Genomic DNA, 15913 nt, shown 5'->3' on the forward strand with positions numbered 1-15913 from the left:
TACCGTTGAAGAAAATCCAAGTAAATTCTAATGAAAATATACACCAAAACGGGCGATAAGGGAACCACCGCACTTTACGGCGGAAAAAGAGTTTCCAAAGCATCTGCAAGAGTTGAATCATACGGAAATATTGATGAGCTGAACTCTTTTATCGGATTGGCTAAAAGCGAAATCACCGATGAAAAGGTTTTGAATCAGCTCAAAAAAATTCAGTTTGATTTATTTACACTTGGTTCTGAATCGGCTACACCAACCGACAAACTCACTTTAGCAAACGGAAAATCACGGTTAACATTAATGATTTCCGAAACTGAAATCGAAGAATTGGAAAATTGGATGGATGAATATGAAACTCAATTAGAGCCTTTGCAATATTTCATTCTTCCCGGTGGCGGAAAATCTGCAACGGCTCTTCATGTGTGCAGAACCGTTTGCAGAAGAGCAGAACGCAGTTTGGTTTTCCTTAATGAAAGCGAAGAAGTTCGTCCAGAACTGATCAAATATCTGAACCGACTTTCTGATTATCTGTTTGTTTTGGCGAGATATGTTTCAAAATTAAACAAAGAAAAAGAAGAATATTGGAATCCCAATGACAGGTAGGGACAAAGCGTGAAACCTAACGAAGTGGTTCGACGGAGTCAATTGTCCGAAAACCGAAGGTTTTCAATTTGAATAGCCGTTGGTGAAACCATCAGAAAAGAATTTAAAAAAAATCCGTGAAAATCTGTGGACAATAAAAAAGCAATATTATTCATCAACGGACTACCTCCAAAAAACCTACCCGAAACAGATGGCTATGATTTAATCGCCTGTTCCGACGGAGCTTTTCACTATTTGAAACAGAAAAATTTCCCAGTTGAAAAACTTGATTTCATTTCCGGAGACTTTGATTCGCATACCGGAAATGATGAAAAAGTGTATCAGGAAAAATTCATTTACACACCCGACCAAAACAAAACCGATTTTGAAAAATCTTTAGAAATCATTCAACAAAAAGGTTGTAGAAAAGTGGATGTTTACGGCGGAAGTGGCGGAGAAATGGATCACTTTCTCGGAAATTTAACCGTTGCTTTTCGCTTCAAAAATGATTTAGAACTCACTTTTTTCGATGAGTATTCCACCTATTTCTTTTCACCGAAATCTTTAGTTTTAGAAAAGGTAAAAGGAAAAATGATTTCGCTTTACCCTTTTCCAAAATGTAAAAACGTTGCTACAAAAGGTTTGAATTGGGCCTTAAACAAAGAAGATTTGGACGTCACTTCAAGAATCGGAACAAGAAATTTCGCTGTTGCAGAAAAGGTTTCGATTGAATTTGAAAAGGGTGATTTGGTGGTTTTTGTGGGAAGGTAATCTGTTTGGATTTTATGAAGAAATATTAAAGAACCATCCACCAATAATACCAACTTTTTTTCCCAAATTTGCAACGCAGTTTTAATCTCAAATTTCAAACTTCAAATTTCAAATCTTAAAGAATGAAAATTAAATATTCAGAACTTATTGACCAAACCCTTTATTTTCCGACCGAAGAATTTAGTGTGGCGGAAAATCAACTTCAATTTCATGGAATTCCTTTGATGGACGTTGTCGAACAGTTTGGGACACCGCTGAAATTTAATTATCTGCCGAAGATTTCAATGAACATTCAACGAGCGAAAGCTTGGTTTAAAGAAGCTTTTGAAATCAATGATTACAAGAAGAGTTACCGTTATTGCTACTGCACCAAGTCCAGCCATTTTGCCTTCGTTTTGGAAGAAGCCTTGAAAAACGACATTTCGATTGAAACTTCTTCTGCATACGACATGGATATTGTGAAATCGCTTTATGACAAAGGAAAATTCGATAAAAACGTTGAAGTAATCTGTAACGGTTTTAAAACCGATGATTATCTTCAGAAAATTTCAGATTTAATCAACAACGGTTTTGAAAATATCACCCCAATTCTCGATAACTACCGTGAACTGGACAAACTTACGGAAAGCATTGACGTGAATTTCAACATCGGTATCAGAATCGCCTCAGAAGAAGAACCGAAGTTTGAATTTTATACTTCCCGTTTAGGAATTGGTTACAAAGACATCATTCCTTATTACAGCCAAAAAATTGCGGAACATCCGAATGCACGTTTGAAAATGCTGCACTTTTTCATCAATACCGGAATTAAGGATACGGCGTATTATTGGAACGAACTTTACAAATGTCTCCGAGTTTATGCACGTTTGAAAAAAATTGCGCCGGAAGTTGATTCCCTCAATATTGGTGGCGGTTTCCCGATAAAAACTTCTTTAAATTTCGATTACGATTACCAATATATGGTGAATGAAATTGTGTCGCAAATCAAAAAATTCTGCGAGGAAGAAGGTGTTGAAGAACCCAATATCTATACCGAATTTGGTAGTTTTACGGTGGGTGAAAGTGGTGGTCACTTGTACAAAATTATTTCCCAAAAACGCCAAAACGACCGAGAAAAATGGAACATGATTGATTCCTCATTCATGACGACTTTACCCGATACTTGGGCGATTTCCCGACACTTCATCATGCTTCCATTGAATCGATGGGACGATACTTATGAAAGAGTTTTCTTGGGTGGATTAACTTGCGATTCCGACGATTATTATAATTCTGAACAACACACGAACGCCATTTATCTTCCTGTTTTTAGCGACACAAAACCTTTGTACATCGGATTTTTCCACACAGGAGCTTATCAGGAAACCATCGGTGGTTACGGCGGAGTTCATCACTGTTTGATGCCGCAACCGAAACATATTCTCATCGACAAAGATGAAGATGGAAATTTTGTGTACACCCTTTTCCGAGAGGAACAGAAACCGGAAGAGGTTTTGAAATTGTTGGGATATTAGGAATTACGAAATCCGAAATACGAATGCGTTATCTGTAATTCTTTTTCCGTGAAATTTTTACTTTTTTGTGTAATTATATTTCAACCCGTTTTGTTCCATTATTAAGGTGGATTTTTCAGGATTGAAAATAACTTTCACATAAATTTTATCGAAAGTGAATTCATTATTTCCTTTGTAATCAAGCGGAAATGAAGGTTGTTCCGTTGCTTGTGCTTTCAAAACTCCATTTTCAACAAAGAATTTCAAATCAAGCGGAATTTCCTTTGACACGTATTCACCCACATATTTCTGAAGTTCGGCTGCTGAAATTTCCTTGTTTTTAAAATCGGGATACTCGAATTCCAGACCGTAAAGTGAACTCAAAATTCCTGTAATAAATTTGTTGGAAGTAATTCTTTTCGCATTTAAGGAGCAGGAAATTGCGATATTATCTTCTGCATTGAAAATCATCAAAGAGTTGGTTCCGTAAGTTCCGCCACTGTGCCCGAGAAAGGGTTTGTTATAAAAAGGAACGGTTGCAATTCCGCTTCCGAATTTTTGGTCTTTTGCTGGTTTCATGCTTTCAACGGTTGATTTATCCAAAATTTTTCCTTCGAAAAGTGCAGTGATGAAGATGTTTAAATCAGTCGGTTCAGAAGCAATATCTCCAACTCCGATAACGTTTTTGAAATCAAAATCTTCCACTTTATTCCAACCATTTTCAAACGAAAAAGATGGGTATACTCCGTTCGGATTATGCGATACGCTGTAAATATTTTTTAATTTCAAAGGCTTTAAAATTCTCTTTTCCAAATTAGAAGCGAATGATTTTTTGGAGACTTGTTCCAATATTTTGGTCAACAAATAATATCCTGAATTCGAGTAAGAATAAGATATTCCAGGTTTAAACAACAATTTTTGGGATTTCATATTATCCATAATCTGTTTTTCGGTTGCAGGATGGATTAACCAAAAATAGTCTTCCTCTTTTTTCACATAATCCGCCATTCCTGAAGTGTGATTCAGCAATTGAGTAAGACTAATTTTTTCGGAATTTGGTAGGTCGGGAAAATATGTGGAAAGTTTATCCGAAAGTTTTAGTTTTCCCTCTTTCTCAAGTTGATGCAGCATTACCGAAGTGAAAGTCTTGGTAATGGAACCAATTTGAAAGAGGTGATTTTCGGTGTTATAATCAGGAAGATTTTTTTGTCCGAAAGTTCTTTTCAAAACTTCCTTTCCGTTTTTAAAAATCGAAATTCCACCTGCTTCCATATTATTTTTCTCAAGGTAGTCGAGAAAATTATTGACTTTGTTCAGTTGAGGTTCAATATTTTCACCGAGAGAAGAAACTGTTTTTGTTGGTATTTTATTTTCATAAAAATCGAAACTTAAATTGGTGCTGAAACCGTTTTGCGAAAAAGTTCCATCGACTTTTTTATCCTTTAAAGTTCCATTGTACTGCAACCCAATACTTTTTATTTCAAATGAAACTTTCTTGTCATTAAATTCTACTTTATCCATCGGAATTCCTGTTGCGCCTTGATTCGGACTGTCCAATGTTCCTTTATAAACTGAATCATTTTTTGAGAAATGAACAATCAGCGGAAGTTTTGCACCTTGAATTTCGAGTTCACCTTTCCAAGAACCTGTAATTTCTTGAGCGGGAATTACTAAAAAGTAGGTTAAAAGTAGAAGGAAAAAGAATTTGGTTTTCATAATCATTGAAATTTTCTTTTGCTTGTTTAATCTTAAAAATTAATATTAGGATTTATTCGCAGTAACTCATTTTTAAATTCCTCAAAAAAATTTGGAGAAATCACGATGCTTTTGTTTCCGTAATAAATTTCAATTCTCCCTGTAAGCGACGGAGCGGGAGATGAAAGCATATTTGAAGTTTTTTCAACTTTGGTGATTTCATTAATATCAATTTTCGTTTTCCCAAAAAAACTGTTTTTGATGATTAAAAGTTGTCCATCCACAAAATACTGAATTCCAAAAATCACCCAACAAACAAACGCTAAAACTGCGAAAGAAACTAAAATCCCCGAAAATTTTTCATTCGGAATGCTTTCAGAAATGATAAACAAAAAGGGCAGCAAAATAATTATAAATGTGTCTATGCCGTATTTTACAGGAATTTTTTTCATAATTTTTTTAAATACATTTTAGTAAAAATCGGAATTTTTTTTGAACTTTTGAAAATAATTTCAAACCCAATCAAATCCAACATTTTCTTATCTTTGAGCCTTTCAAATATCAATCATCTTTTATCAATCATCACTCATGAACACTTACGCAGGAATTCCCGAAGAAAACGCAACCCTTGAAAACTCGAAAGTAATGTTGGTCACGGTTCCTTACGACGGAACTTCAACTTGGGGAAAAGGAGCCGACAAAGGTCCCGAACTTTTCCTAGACGCATCCGAAAATATGGAATTATACGACATAGAAACTGGAACAGAACCTTATTTGGAAGGAGTTTGGATGGCGGGAGAAGTTTCTGAAAATTCTTCACCCGAAGCAATGACAGAAGCAGTTTACCAAAAAACAAAGGAAATGTTGCAGCATGAAGGAAAGCTTTTCACACTTTTCGGCGGGGAACATTCGGTTTCCATCGGTTCGATTCGTGCAGTTGGTGAAAAATTTGAAAATCTTACCGTTTTGCAATTGGATGCACACACTGATTTGCGTCCCGATTTTCACGGTTCCACTTCCAATCATGCATGTGCGGTCTTTGAGGCGAACAAAAAACATAATTTGGTTCAGGTTGGAATTCGTTCTTGCGATGTTGAAGAAATGCAATACGTACCGAAAGGACAATGTTTTTGGGCGCACGAAATTGCTACGAATCCCAATTGGATAGATGATGTTTTGGCAAAAGTTTCAGGAAACGTTTATATCACGATTGATCTGGATGCTTTCGACCCTTCAATTGCGCCCTCAACAGGAACTCCTGAACCGGGTGGATTACAATGGTATCCAACTCTGGAATTGTTGAGAAAAGTTTTCGAAAAATGCAACGTTGTCGCATTCGATATTGTGGAATTAATGGATTCGCCGTATTCCAAACCGACTGCGTTTTTGGCGGCGAAACTGTATTATAAAATGTTGGCGTATTATCATTGTAAGGACAAATCGTGATTGGTGTAAGGACAAATTGCGATTTTTGTAAGTACAGATCGTGATCTGTCCAAAACCGCAGGTTTTTCCAAAAAATAAAACAGCAAATTCGTACATTAGTGGCAAGAAAATTTTCTGTCGCAAATGCACGATTTTTTTAGTTTTGAACATGCAAACTTTATTCGACCAAAATTTTGATGCTGAAATAAATCTCCTCCCAAAAGGTGGAACCGTGAATTATTACGGAAAAATTTTAGACCAAAAGCAATCGGATAAATTTTATCAAACTCTTTTAGAAACGATTGAGTGGAAAAATGATGAAGCAGTCATTTTCGGGAAGAAAATTTTAACCAAAAGAAAAGTCGCGTGGTACGGTGACGAAAATTTTGAATACACTTATTCCAACTCCACCAAAAAAGCAATTCCGTGGACGAAAGAACTTCTTCAATTAAAAAAAATGGCGGAAGAAAAAACGGGAGAAAAATTCAATTCCTGCCTTCTCAATCTTTACCACGACGGCAGCGAAGGAATGGCTTATCACAGTGACGGCGAAAAAGATTTAAAGAAAGACGGCGCAATCGCTTCCTTAAGTTTAGGAGCGGAAAGGAAATTTTCCTTCAAACATAAAGAAACGAAGGAAAAAGTAGAACTCATCCTAGAACACGGAAGCTTGCTTGTCATGAAAGACGAAACGCAATCATTTTGGCTGCATCGACTTCCACCAACCAAAAAAGTTTTCACACCAAGAATAAATCTGACTTTCCGAACGATTGTAAACTATTAAATAAAGGGTTTAACATCAGTTAAAAATTCAAAATTTCCCTAACCCTAAAGGGAGTTTGAATTTTTAATTTTATCAACGGTCATACTCTATAGAAAATACACACTTTAAAGTTAATTAACGCTAAGAAAATTCCTTTCTTTGCTCTCTTTAGGATCAGGGAAAATGGAGGAAGGAATTTTCACCTAAAACATTTTCTTGTGAAAAATCTCAATAAAAATTATACGAATTTTCAAACATCAACTCTTTAATTTTAAATTCATTATATTTGAAAAGATTGCCTGCAAAAACATTCCTCTTGATTCTGAATCATTTGTAAAAATTTTAAGAAAAATTTATATTTTTTTAGGAAATCGGCATATAATTTATTAGTAAATTTGAGCATAAATTTTTTTATAAACATTAAATAATTCAACTATGAAAAAAACAATCGCAATGGCAGCTTTGGCACTTGCAGTGTCTTTCGGTTCAATCGCTTGTAAGAAAAAAGTTTCTGATGCAGAACTTCAAACTCAAGCTACAACAGTAGTAACTTCTAATCCAAACGCTTCTGTTGAGGTAAAAGACGGAACAGCTCACTTGAGCGGAACTTTCGCTGACCAAGCTTCTAAAGATGCAATGATTGCTTCTTTGAAGGCAATTCCAGGAATTAAAGATGTAATGGATATGTCAACAATCGCTGCTCCTGTAGTGGTAGAAACAGTTTCTGCAGTTGATCCAGCTGTTCAGCAAAAAGTAACTGACGCTGTTAAAGATTTCCCTTCAGTAAAAGTAGAAGTGGTAAATGGTGAGTTGACTTTGACAGGAAACGTTTCTCCAGAGCAAGCAAGAAAAATAAAAATGTCGGTTGACGCTTTGAAAGCAGGAAAAGTAAACTATAATTACACAGTAAAATAATTGAAAATGAGTGCATTACAAGATAAATACGCAAGCGTAATCGCTGCAGCGCAGTCTGCAGGAGTTTCTAACCTTCAGGTTTCAGAACAGGACGGAATTCTTTATGTTTCAGGAAATGCAGGTTCTACCGCTGCAAAAGACGCAGTTTGGAACGCACTTGGAGCAATCGATTCCACGTATTCTGCTTCCGATATCAATGTTGACGTGCAAGTTGCAGGTTTAGCTGCAGGAGCCGCTTTAACTGTTGCTACAGAAGATTCTAACTTAAACATCAGACAAGAGCCTTCAACAGAAGCTGCAATCGTAGGAAAAGCGGCAAAAGGGGAGTCTGTAACTTTGGTAGAGCAAACATCCGACGATTGGTGGAAAGTAAAAACTGCCGATGGAGAAGAAGGTTATGCTTATGCAAGATACTTGAGAGCTTAATTCTCGACAACCAACAAATTGAAACCTCTGAATTTTCAGGGGTTTTTTTATGGGCCATCCCGAAAAAATTTGCCGACGCTTCATCCGAGGTAAATTTTTCGGGACCGCGCTGTACACTGCAATCTTTTTTGCGGCGGCGAAGCCGCCGCAAAAAAGGATTTCCGCTACCATCGCTTGTCCTGGCTGCTTCTAATTTTGAATGTCACGAAAAATTCAAAAGTTTTTACATTATTAAAGTGGGTATTCTGCGGATTTTATTTTAAAACCTTACTTTTGTTCCACTAAAATTTCCAATGAGAAAGAAAAATAAAAATATTGTTTTAGAAAACATCAAACTCGTTTCAGCAGGAGCAAAAGGCGTTGCAGTAGGTAAAACCGAGGAAGGAAAAACGGTTTTGGTTTCTGGCGCAGTTCCGGGTGATGTTGTAAATGTTCGTGTCAAAAAATCCAAGTCAAAATACGCAGAAGGTGAAGCTTTGGAAATCGTTGAAAAATCTCCTTTCAGAGTGGAACCAAAATGTATTCACTTCGGAGTTTGTGGCGGCTGCAAATGGCAAAATCTTTCCTATGAAAAGCAGCTCGAATTTAAACAGGACGAGGTTTACAACCATATCAAAAGAATCGGTGGACTTGTTGATTTCGAAACGTTGCCAATTTTGGGAAGCGAGGAACAGTATTTTTACAGAAACAAAATGGAGTTCTCCTTTTCCAATGCACGTTGGCTAACTTTCGATGAGGTAAGTTCCGGTGAAGATTTTGGAGATAAAAATGCGCTCGGTTTCCATATTCCCGGAATGTGGAGCAAGATTCTTGATCTAAAGGAATGTTGGCTTCAGGAAGAACCTTCCAATTCCATCCGGCCTTCTGTTAAGAAGTATGCCGTGGAAAACGGATTGGAGTTTTTCGACGTGAAAAATCAGCAAGGTTTCTTGCGAACTTTGATGATGCGACAAAACTCCAAAGGAGAGTGGATGGTTTTATTCCAACTTTTCCGTGAGGAAAAAGAAAATCGTGAAAAACTTTTCAATTTTATATTAAAGGAATTTCCGCAAATTAAGACTTTGGTTTTCGTCATAAATTCAAAACCAAATGATTCGATTTATGATCAAAATGTTCAAACCTACTTTGGCGACGGATTTTTGATGGAAGAAATGGATGGGTTAAAATTTAAAATCGGACCAAAATCTTTCTTTCAAACCAATTATAAACAAGCCTTAAATCTTTACCGAAAAACTTTGGAATTTGCCGATTTGAAAGGACATGAAGTAGTTTATGATTTATACACCGGAACAGGAACGATTGCACAATATGTAGCAAGAAACGCAAAACAAGTCATCGGAATCGAATCAGTTCAGGAAGCGATTGACGCTGCAAAAGAGCATGCTGAATTGAACGGACTTTCGAACTGTACCTTTTATTGCGGCGATATGAAAGATATTTTCAATGACGATTTTTTGGCCCATCATCCAAAAGCAGATGTTTTGATTACCGACCCACCAAGAGACGGAATGCATCAAAAAGTGGTGGAACAGATTCTGAAACTTTCTCCGGATAAGATCGTTTACGTAAGCTGTAATTCCGCGACTCAAGCAAGAGATTTGGCTTTGATGAAAGAGCATTATCGATTACTGAAAATTCTTCCGGTAGATATGTTCCCGCAAACGCATCATGTGGAGAATATTGCACTTTTGGTGAAGATTTAACTACATTTGAAAGATGAAATTCCTGAAAATATTTTTTCTGTGTGTTTTTTTAACTTCACTGTTTTCATGTACAAGTGATGACGACATTTGTATAGGTGGTGAAGCAACTCCCAGATTAAAAATGAAATTCAAAACCAAATCCACCGGAAAACTCAAAACCATGGATTCCATCTACATTAACGTGGATTATGGAAATGGGCAGATTCCCGTGATTGCGAATAAAAGGAAGACCGATTCGGTTTTTATTCCGCTTCGAGTGGATGAAAATCCTTTTACCGAGATTTATGTGGGAACTTCAAAAGAAGCGATCACCTCTAAAATAAAAATTAACTACACCACCGCATCAGAATATGTGTCTCCAGCTTGTGGAATTAAGCGAATCTATGAGAATGTAAGTTCTACCGTAATTACACCAAATCCTGTTTTAGAGACGGAACAGAATCAAACCCAAATTATCGATGAAAGCAAAACACATCTTTTCCTTCTTTTTTAGTTTTCTGTTCATCATCAATTTTGCACAGCAGAAACAAGATTCAGTAAAAGCTAAATGGAATTACAAACCCAATTTTCTGGTTGGTTTCGATGTGTTAAATGCGGGAATTGGTTTGTTTTCGCACAGAAAGATTTTTCAGGGATTTGTTTCGTCCAGAATTCAGAAAAATCTTCATGCTGCTGCTAATGCAGGTTTTGAAAAAAATGTCTACCAGAAAAACGGTTATGATGCAACGGTAAACGGACCTTTTTTAAAGTTGGGAGCTTTTTATATGTTGGCAAACGATGCTGAAAATGCAATGAACGGTTTTTATGCCGGCGGAAAATTGGCGGGTTCATTTTATAACCAAGAATATAAAGCAGTTCCTGTACGCGGATATGGTGGAAGTGAGACTTCTGTAGCTTTTCCCTCCTCAAATCAAAGTTCTTACTGGATTGAGGGAACTGTTGGTGGAAGAGTTCAGTTATTTGAATCGCCTTTTTATATCGATGTAAATATCCAACCCAAATATTTGGTTTTTTCTACAAAGCAAGAAGATATTAAGCCAATGATCGTGCCCGGATTTGGCAAAAGTTCTGGAAAATTTAATATAGGATTTGCATGGAATATTGCCTATTATTTTTAACGGTAATCAATACTATGTTTTAAATAATATAATTCTCTTTTTAATAATTTTTTAAGAAATTTATTGCTAAAAATTTCCCAATATTTTTTTAAAATAACATTTTAGTTAAAAATTCTCTTTTTAATTAATGATTCTTTATTAAAAGCAGTTAAAAAATATTTTTTCATTTATAAATTATCAAAATATTTGATGTTTTTGTTTTGTGGAAAAAATAAAAAGAGCTACTTTTGGGACATTCAAAAAACTTTAATATTAATCTTATGAAGAAAATTTTTACTTCTTTACTTTGTGGATTGATGAGTACAGCTGCATTTGCGCAATGGAGCCCTACATCAATGCAAGGGGAGAGAATCCGTCCGACATCTAATGTCACTAGTTATTATTCATTAGATCTTGATGCAATGAGATCTAAACTTGCCAATGCGCAAGAAACTGGAAAAGGTGCAGTAGCCGTTGAAGTTAAATTACCGACACTTAATGGGAAAATTGAGCGTTTCGCTGTTTACAGTTCTCCGGTTGTAGTAAAATCACTAGCAGATAAGTATGATTTGCATTCTTATGTGGGAGTAGGTATTGATGATCCAACTGCTTATGTAAGATTCAGTGTGGCGCCAAACGACTTCCAGTCGATGATTCTTAAGAATGGTTCGTACGAGTTTATTGAGCCACAAAATCATTCCAGAACAGTTTACGGAGTTCATCCAAAAACCAATAAGTCTGAAGCGGATAAAGCATTCATTTGCTCCACTGCAGAAACTCCGCTTACCAAAGCTCAAATTGACAAACTTTACACCGGTGGAAAATCATTCACCAATAATCCAAGTGATTTCAACAAATCTTCTGATAAAAAATATCGTACGTTGCGTCTTGCCATGTCGGTAAACGGTGAATATACCCAATATTTTGGAGGAACAGTAGCGGGAGCATTAACGGCAATAAATGCAACGTTGACCCGTTGTAATTTCGTGTTCGAGAAAGATTTCGCATTGAAATTAATTCTTCAGAACTTTCCTCAGTTAATTTACACTGATCCTGCTACTGATCCATATACCACAATTGGTGCGTGGAATAATCAATTGCAACAGACCCTTACCAACACCATTGGAAATGACGCTTATGATATCGGACACATGTTCGGAGCATCAGGTGGTGGTGGTAATGCAGGCTGTATTGGTTGTGTTTGTGTAAACCCTACTGGACCAACAAATAATGCAAAAGGTTCAGGAATCACTTCTCCAGCTGATGGAATTCCACAGGGAGATAATTTTGATATCGACTATGTAGCGCACGAAATGGGTCACCAATTGGGTGGGAACCACACTTTCTCAATGAGTCTTGAAGGAACAGGACAGAATGTTGAACCAGGATCCGGATCTACCATTATGGGTTATGCGGGAATTACTGGTGCTACTGATGTACAACCACATTCTGACGCGTACTTCCATATCAACTCCATTATTCAGGTACAAAACAATTTAATTGCGAAAACCTGCGATATTGAAACGGCTACTAATAACAATCCTCCTGTAATTACGGCAATGCCTGATGTTACAATTCCTAAAGGAACAGCTTTTGTTTTGACAGCTCAAGCCACGGATGCTGAAAATAATCCACTAACCTATACTTGGGAGCAGGTTGACAACGCTTCGGTAACTATATCTAAAACCAATTTAGGTAATACAACTAGTGGTGCGAGTTTCCGTTCTTTTACTGGAACAGCAAGTCCAACAAGATATTTCCCTAAATTTTCAACGGTAATGTCAGGAAGCTTGGTTAACCTTAATGATTGGGAAGCGGTTTCAACCGTTGCAAGAGCTTCAAACTACAGAGTTACCGTAAGAGATAATAATCCTGATCCGCTTCAGCAACAAACACAGGAAGCTTTACAGAAAGTTACTGTACATGCAAACGGACCATTCAAGATTACTTCTACAAAAGTTTACAACAACGCTCCTGGTCCATTAACTTGGGATGTAGTGGGAACTAACGCTGCACCTTTCAATGTAGCAAACGTTAAAATTGATTATACTACTGATAACGGAGCAACCTGGACTGTTCTCGCAGCATCCACTCCAAACGATGGAACAGAAGATTTTAGTTTTTCTTCTTTCGCAACAAACACTGCGTTAAAAATAAGAATTTCTGCTATTGGAAATGTTTTCTACGCGGTAGCTCCTGTTACTGTTTCTGCAATTGTTGCTTGTGATGGTACTGCTCCAGCTGGATTAGCAGTGAGCGGAATTACCAATGTTTCTGCACAGGTAAACTGGGATCCAATTGCTAATGCAACTTATATCGTAAGATACAAGAAAACAGCTGATGCAACTTGGACTCAAGTTCCGGTTTCCACCAACAGTTACACCATTACCGGCTTGGTAGAAGGTACTGCTTATGAAGTTCAGGTAGCTGCGGTATGTTCAGGTACTACTGGTTCATACACCGCTTCAGCTAACTTTACCACTTTAGTGCCTACTTATTGTACAGCGGGTGCAACTTCTACAAGTTTCGAGAAAATTTCTAACGTTACGTTCGCAAACATTAATAATAACTCGACCTCTACAGCAGGTTATGAAGATTTTACTTCTAAAATTGGAAATGTGAACAAAGGAGAAACCTATAACTTTACTGCATCATTTACAGGAACATCTTACTCTTCTGATGAAGTAAGAGTTTGGATCGACTGGAACGGTGACAAAGATTTTGATGATGCCGGTGAACTTGCATTGGTTACTCCTAAGAAATTATCACCTTGGACAGGTACTATTACAATTCCAGTAGATGCTCTTGTTGGAAATACTAGAATGAGAGTAAGATTGCACGACAGTTCATTAGGTCCTAACACGACACCATGTGGTACGTCAACTTACGGACAAGTTGAAGATTACACCTTAAATATTGGAGTACTTGCTACAGGCGAGAATGCTTTGGCAAATCTTCAAGTGTATCCAAACCCAGCAACTGATGTATTAAATATTACTAAAGTTTCCGGCAACGCAACTTACACTATTTATAACATCGCAGGACAAATGGTTTCTAAAGGTAAAATTGCGGACAACAAAGTTCCAGTATCTAAATTGCAGTCAGGTGTTTACATGATTTCAATTGAAGATAAAGGAAATGTGGAGAAAGTGAAATTTATCAAAAAATAAAAATTACTTCCCATCTATAATTAATCCCCGGAAATTTCCGGGGATTTTTTTGTTTTTTTAACAATAATAGGTAAAGTTTAACCAAACTTTAACCGTGAAAGCGCATCCAATAGAATGTGTTCCTGTGTTATTTCTTTTATTTTTGCGCACTATATGAAGAAGTTTTTATTACTGTTAACTTTATTGATGTTATCGGAAGTTAATGCCCAATATTTTTCTGGTCAAATCCTAATTAGGGACAATTCCGTCTATTATCTCAATCAGATTTATGTCACCAATATAACTTCTCAAAATACTGTTTATACCGACTATTATGGAAGCTTCAAAATTCCGGCAAAACCTGGAGACATCATACGTTTCACCTCCATTATTACAGACAGAAAAGATGTTGCCGTAAATGCCGAAAATTTACAGAGCACCAACAATATTGTAGAGCTAAAGGTTGCTTATTATGATATTCAGGAAGTTGTAATCAGCAGATTTAAGCCTACTGGAAATCTCCGTAAAGATGTGAGCTCACTCAAAAATGGAGAAAAAACAATGGCGTTACAAAGAATGATTGGTCTTCCTAGTCCGAAAGGTGACGGTCTTTCTCCAACATTGCCCGTTGCAGGTTTTTCTGGCGGAGGTTTAACATTCAGTTTGGAAAGCATTTATGATATCCTTTCCGGGGAACGGAAGAAGAAAGAAAGGGCCACCGAATATGAGCGAATGAACAATTCGGTCACGGCAATAAAAAAATACTACGGCACAGAGTATTTCGCAAACTTGAAAATACCGGTGAACCTTATCGACAATTTTCTACAGTTCGTATATTCGTCTGATAACATTTACCAATATGTTTCGAACAATAATTTTGAGGCAGTTGGGGTTTATATAGAAAAATATTTGCCGGTTTATCAGCGCAGGCTTCGTAATTCTCATTTAATGGATGTTGCAAAATAATGCTTTATTAATACTAAAAATATATTTAATTTTGGCAGATTATTTACAGTTGTTAACAATTAAATAAGCAATGAATTTGTATAAAAGATTTTTACTGCTGCTTACGTTTTCCAGTTTTTGTATGCTTTTTAGCCAGCAAAAAATGAAAGATTATTCCAAAATCATGAGAAGCACCAATATTTATGAGATTGATGCTTATTTGCGTGATGCACATCCCGATGATCCGAAACGTCTCATTTTGAAGCCCCGACTGATTAAGATGCTCAAAGAATACATCAAAAATGCACATCCTGCAGATCAGAGAGTAAAGGAATTTCAGGAAAAAATTGCGCTTTTACGAAAGAAACCATCCACGAGAATTACCTTTGATGAAATGAATGATCTTATTCGGCAAAAGCAGATTGCGAAATTTAAGGAAGAACTATTAAAAAAGGAAGGAGGAACCACTTATGTAACAAAAACTTATGGAACAGCGTCGAATCCAAATGTTGCTGCAGTAAACAGTGCCACTGGTTTAACCGCTTCAGGAATGACTGCCGACGAAGAAGCAGAATTTGCAATGTTGATGAATGTAAATCCTACCGAACATAAGAACAATACAGTAAAAGTACTTAATTCACTGTTTGATAACGATCCAAACAGTAAGGAAAGTATTGTGATGATTGAAAATAAATCGGACTGTAATATGATTATGAGGATCGAGGGAGTGGGCAACACAAAGTACAGACTTGCAATCCCGGCGCACAGCGATAATACAGTAGTTGTAACCAAAGGTGATTATCTTTTCTCCAGCTTGGTGTGCGGAGCGCAATATGCCTCACAAAAAACGGTACAGAAGGCGGTTATGGTTTCCCTAGGTGAGGGAAAGGGTAAGTAAATTTTCTAACAATTGCGCTTTTCATATAGCAACAATTTTTTCTATTTTTGTACG

At 36.7% G+C, this 15913-nt stretch carries 15 protein-coding genes; 13 read left to right on the forward strand and 2 right to left on the reverse strand.

Annotated features, from left to right (window positions below; genetic code table 11):
* Positions 1 to 30: 30 nt before the first annotated feature.
* The 3 genes from J4771_RS11125 (at position 31) to J4771_RS11135 (ending at position 2864) form a co-directional block, all read left to right on the forward strand.
* Positions 31 to 600: a cob(I)yrinic acid a,c-diamide adenosyltransferase gene (locus J4771_RS11125; RefSeq protein WP_224135071.1), complete on the forward strand. Its 570-nt coding sequence runs from the start codon at positions 31 to 33 to the stop codon at positions 598 to 600.
* Between the two features lie 126 nt (positions 601 to 726).
* On the forward strand, positions 727 to 1350 hold the full coding sequence (locus J4771_RS11130) for a thiamine diphosphokinase (protein WP_224135072.1): 624 nt from the start codon (positions 727 to 729) through the stop codon (positions 1348 to 1350).
* 122 nt (positions 1351 to 1472) lie between these two features.
* Complete coding sequence (locus J4771_RS11135; protein ID WP_224135073.1) at positions 1473 to 2864, forward strand: type III PLP-dependent enzyme domain-containing protein; 1392 nt, start codon at positions 1473 to 1475, stop codon at positions 2862 to 2864.
* A 57-nt stretch (positions 2865 to 2921) separates the two neighbouring features.
* On the opposite strand, the gene J4771_RS11140 is transcribed toward J4771_RS11135, so the two are convergent.
* Together J4771_RS11140 and J4771_RS11145 are read right to left on the reverse strand one after the other, a co-directional pair.
* Entirely contained in the window at positions 2922 to 4559 is a 1638-nt protein-coding gene (locus tag J4771_RS11140) for a serine hydrolase domain-containing protein (RefSeq protein WP_224135074.1), read from the reverse strand.
* 32 nt (positions 4560 to 4591) lie between these two features.
* On the reverse strand, positions 4592 to 4990 hold the full coding sequence (locus J4771_RS11145) for a PH domain-containing protein (RefSeq protein ID WP_224135075.1): 399 nt from the start codon (positions 4988 to 4990) through the stop codon (positions 4592 to 4594).
* A 136-nt stretch (positions 4991 to 5126) separates the two neighbouring features.
* On the opposite strand from J4771_RS11145, the gene speB reads away from it, so the two are divergent.
* The 10 genes from speB to J4771_RS11195 all read left to right on the forward strand — a co-directional run bounded on the left by speB (position 5127) and on the right by J4771_RS11195 (position 15859).
* A complete protein-coding gene (speB, locus tag J4771_RS11150; protein ID WP_224135076.1) occupies positions 5127 to 5984 on the forward strand; it encodes an agmatinase in 858 nt (285 codons plus the stop codon).
* A gap of 148 nt (positions 5985 to 6132) precedes the next feature.
* Positions 6133 to 6747, forward strand: a complete 615-nt coding sequence (locus tag J4771_RS11155) for an alpha-ketoglutarate-dependent dioxygenase AlkB family protein (protein WP_224135077.1) — start codon at positions 6133 to 6135, stop codon at positions 6745 to 6747.
* 414 nt (positions 6748 to 7161) lie between these two features.
* Complete coding sequence (locus J4771_RS11160; protein WP_224135078.1) at positions 7162 to 7641, forward strand: BON domain-containing protein; 480 nt, start codon at positions 7162 to 7164, stop codon at positions 7639 to 7641.
* Between the two features lie 6 nt (positions 7642 to 7647).
* The gene (locus J4771_RS11165) at positions 7648 to 8067 is read left to right on the forward strand and encodes an SH3 domain-containing protein (protein ID WP_224135079.1); all 420 of its coding nucleotides are present in this window, start codon (positions 7648 to 7650) and stop codon (positions 8065 to 8067) included.
* A gap of 293 nt (positions 8068 to 8360) precedes the next feature.
* The gene (rlmD, locus tag J4771_RS11170) at positions 8361 to 9770 is read left to right on the forward strand and encodes a 23S rRNA (uracil(1939)-C(5))-methyltransferase RlmD (protein WP_224135080.1); all 1410 of its coding nucleotides are present in this window, start codon (positions 8361 to 8363) and stop codon (positions 9768 to 9770) included.
* A gap of 121 nt (positions 9771 to 9891) precedes the next feature.
* Complete coding sequence (locus J4771_RS11175; RefSeq protein ID WP_224135081.1) at positions 9892 to 10263, forward strand: DUF6452 family protein; 372 nt, start codon at positions 9892 to 9894, stop codon at positions 10261 to 10263.
* Positions 10229 to 10888 carry a DUF6048 family protein gene (locus J4771_RS11180; RefSeq protein ID WP_224135082.1) on the forward strand — a complete coding sequence of 220 codons (660 nt, stop codon included), beginning with the start codon at positions 10229 to 10231 and terminating at the stop codon, positions 10886 to 10888. Before J4771_RS11175 ends, J4771_RS11180 begins: the two co-directional genes overlap by 35 nt.
* Positions 10889 to 11148: 260 nt before the next feature.
* Positions 11149 to 14037, forward strand: a complete 2889-nt coding sequence (locus tag J4771_RS11185; protein WP_224135083.1) for a reprolysin-like metallopeptidase — start codon at positions 11149 to 11151, stop codon at positions 14035 to 14037.
* 153 nt (positions 14038 to 14190) lie between these two features.
* Positions 14191 to 14982: a hypothetical protein gene (locus J4771_RS11190; protein WP_224135084.1), complete on the forward strand. Its 792-nt coding sequence runs from the start codon at positions 14191 to 14193 to the stop codon at positions 14980 to 14982.
* A gap of 142 nt (positions 14983 to 15124) precedes the next feature.
* Positions 15125 to 15859 (forward strand): DUF6759 domain-containing protein, encoded by a 735-nt coding sequence (locus J4771_RS11195; protein ID WP_224135085.1) that lies wholly within the window; start codon positions 15125 to 15127, stop codon positions 15857 to 15859.
* The last annotated feature ends 54 nt before the right edge of the window (positions 15860 to 15913 follow it).

Source organism: Candidatus Kaistella beijingensis, assembly GCF_020084865.1.
Lineage (GTDB): Bacteria > Bacteroidota > Bacteroidia > Flavobacteriales > Weeksellaceae > Kaistella > Kaistella beijingensis.

What these genes read in the sequence shown, in the direction of transcription:
- J4771_RS11125 (WP_224135071.1), top strand. Translation starts at nt 31, where the DNA reads ATGAAAATATACACCAAAACGGGCGATAAGGGAACCACCGCACTTTAC.
- J4771_RS11135 (WP_224135073.1), top strand. Translation starts at nt 1,473, where the DNA reads ATGAAAATTAAATATTCAGAACTTATTGACCAAACCCTTTATTTTCCG.
- J4771_RS11140 (WP_224135074.1), bottom strand. Translation starts at nt 4,559, where the DNA reads ATGAAAACCAAATTCTTTTTCCTTCTACTTTTAACCTACTTTTTAGTA.
- J4771_RS11145 (WP_224135075.1), bottom strand. Translation starts at nt 4,990, where the DNA reads ATGAAAAAAATTCCTGTAAAATACGGCATAGACACATTTATAATTATT.
- speB (WP_224135076.1), top strand. Translation starts at nt 5,127, where the DNA reads ATGAACACTTACGCAGGAATTCCCGAAGAAAACGCAACCCTTGAAAAC.
- J4771_RS11155 (WP_224135077.1), top strand. Translation starts at nt 6,133, where the DNA reads ATGCAAACTTTATTCGACCAAAATTTTGATGCTGAAATAAATCTCCTC.
- J4771_RS11160 (WP_224135078.1), top strand. Translation starts at nt 7,162, where the DNA reads ATGAAAAAAACAATCGCAATGGCAGCTTTGGCACTTGCAGTGTCTTTC.
- J4771_RS11165 (WP_224135079.1), top strand. Translation starts at nt 7,648, where the DNA reads ATGAGTGCATTACAAGATAAATACGCAAGCGTAATCGCTGCAGCGCAG.
- rlmD (WP_224135080.1), top strand. Translation starts at nt 8,361, where the DNA reads ATGAGAAAGAAAAATAAAAATATTGTTTTAGAAAACATCAAACTCGTT.
- J4771_RS11175 (WP_224135081.1), top strand. Translation starts at nt 9,892, where the DNA reads ATGAAATTCAAAACCAAATCCACCGGAAAACTCAAAACCATGGATTCC.
- J4771_RS11180 (WP_224135082.1), top strand. Translation starts at nt 10,229, where the DNA reads ATGAAAGCAAAACACATCTTTTCCTTCTTTTTTAGTTTTCTGTTCATC.
- J4771_RS11185 (WP_224135083.1), top strand. Translation starts at nt 11,149, where the DNA reads ATGAAGAAAATTTTTACTTCTTTACTTTGTGGATTGATGAGTACAGCT.
- J4771_RS11190 (WP_224135084.1), top strand. Translation starts at nt 14,191, where the DNA reads ATGAAGAAGTTTTTATTACTGTTAACTTTATTGATGTTATCGGAAGTT.
- J4771_RS11195 (WP_224135085.1), top strand. Translation starts at nt 15,125, where the DNA reads ATGAAAGATTATTCCAAAATCATGAGAAGCACCAATATTTATGAGATT.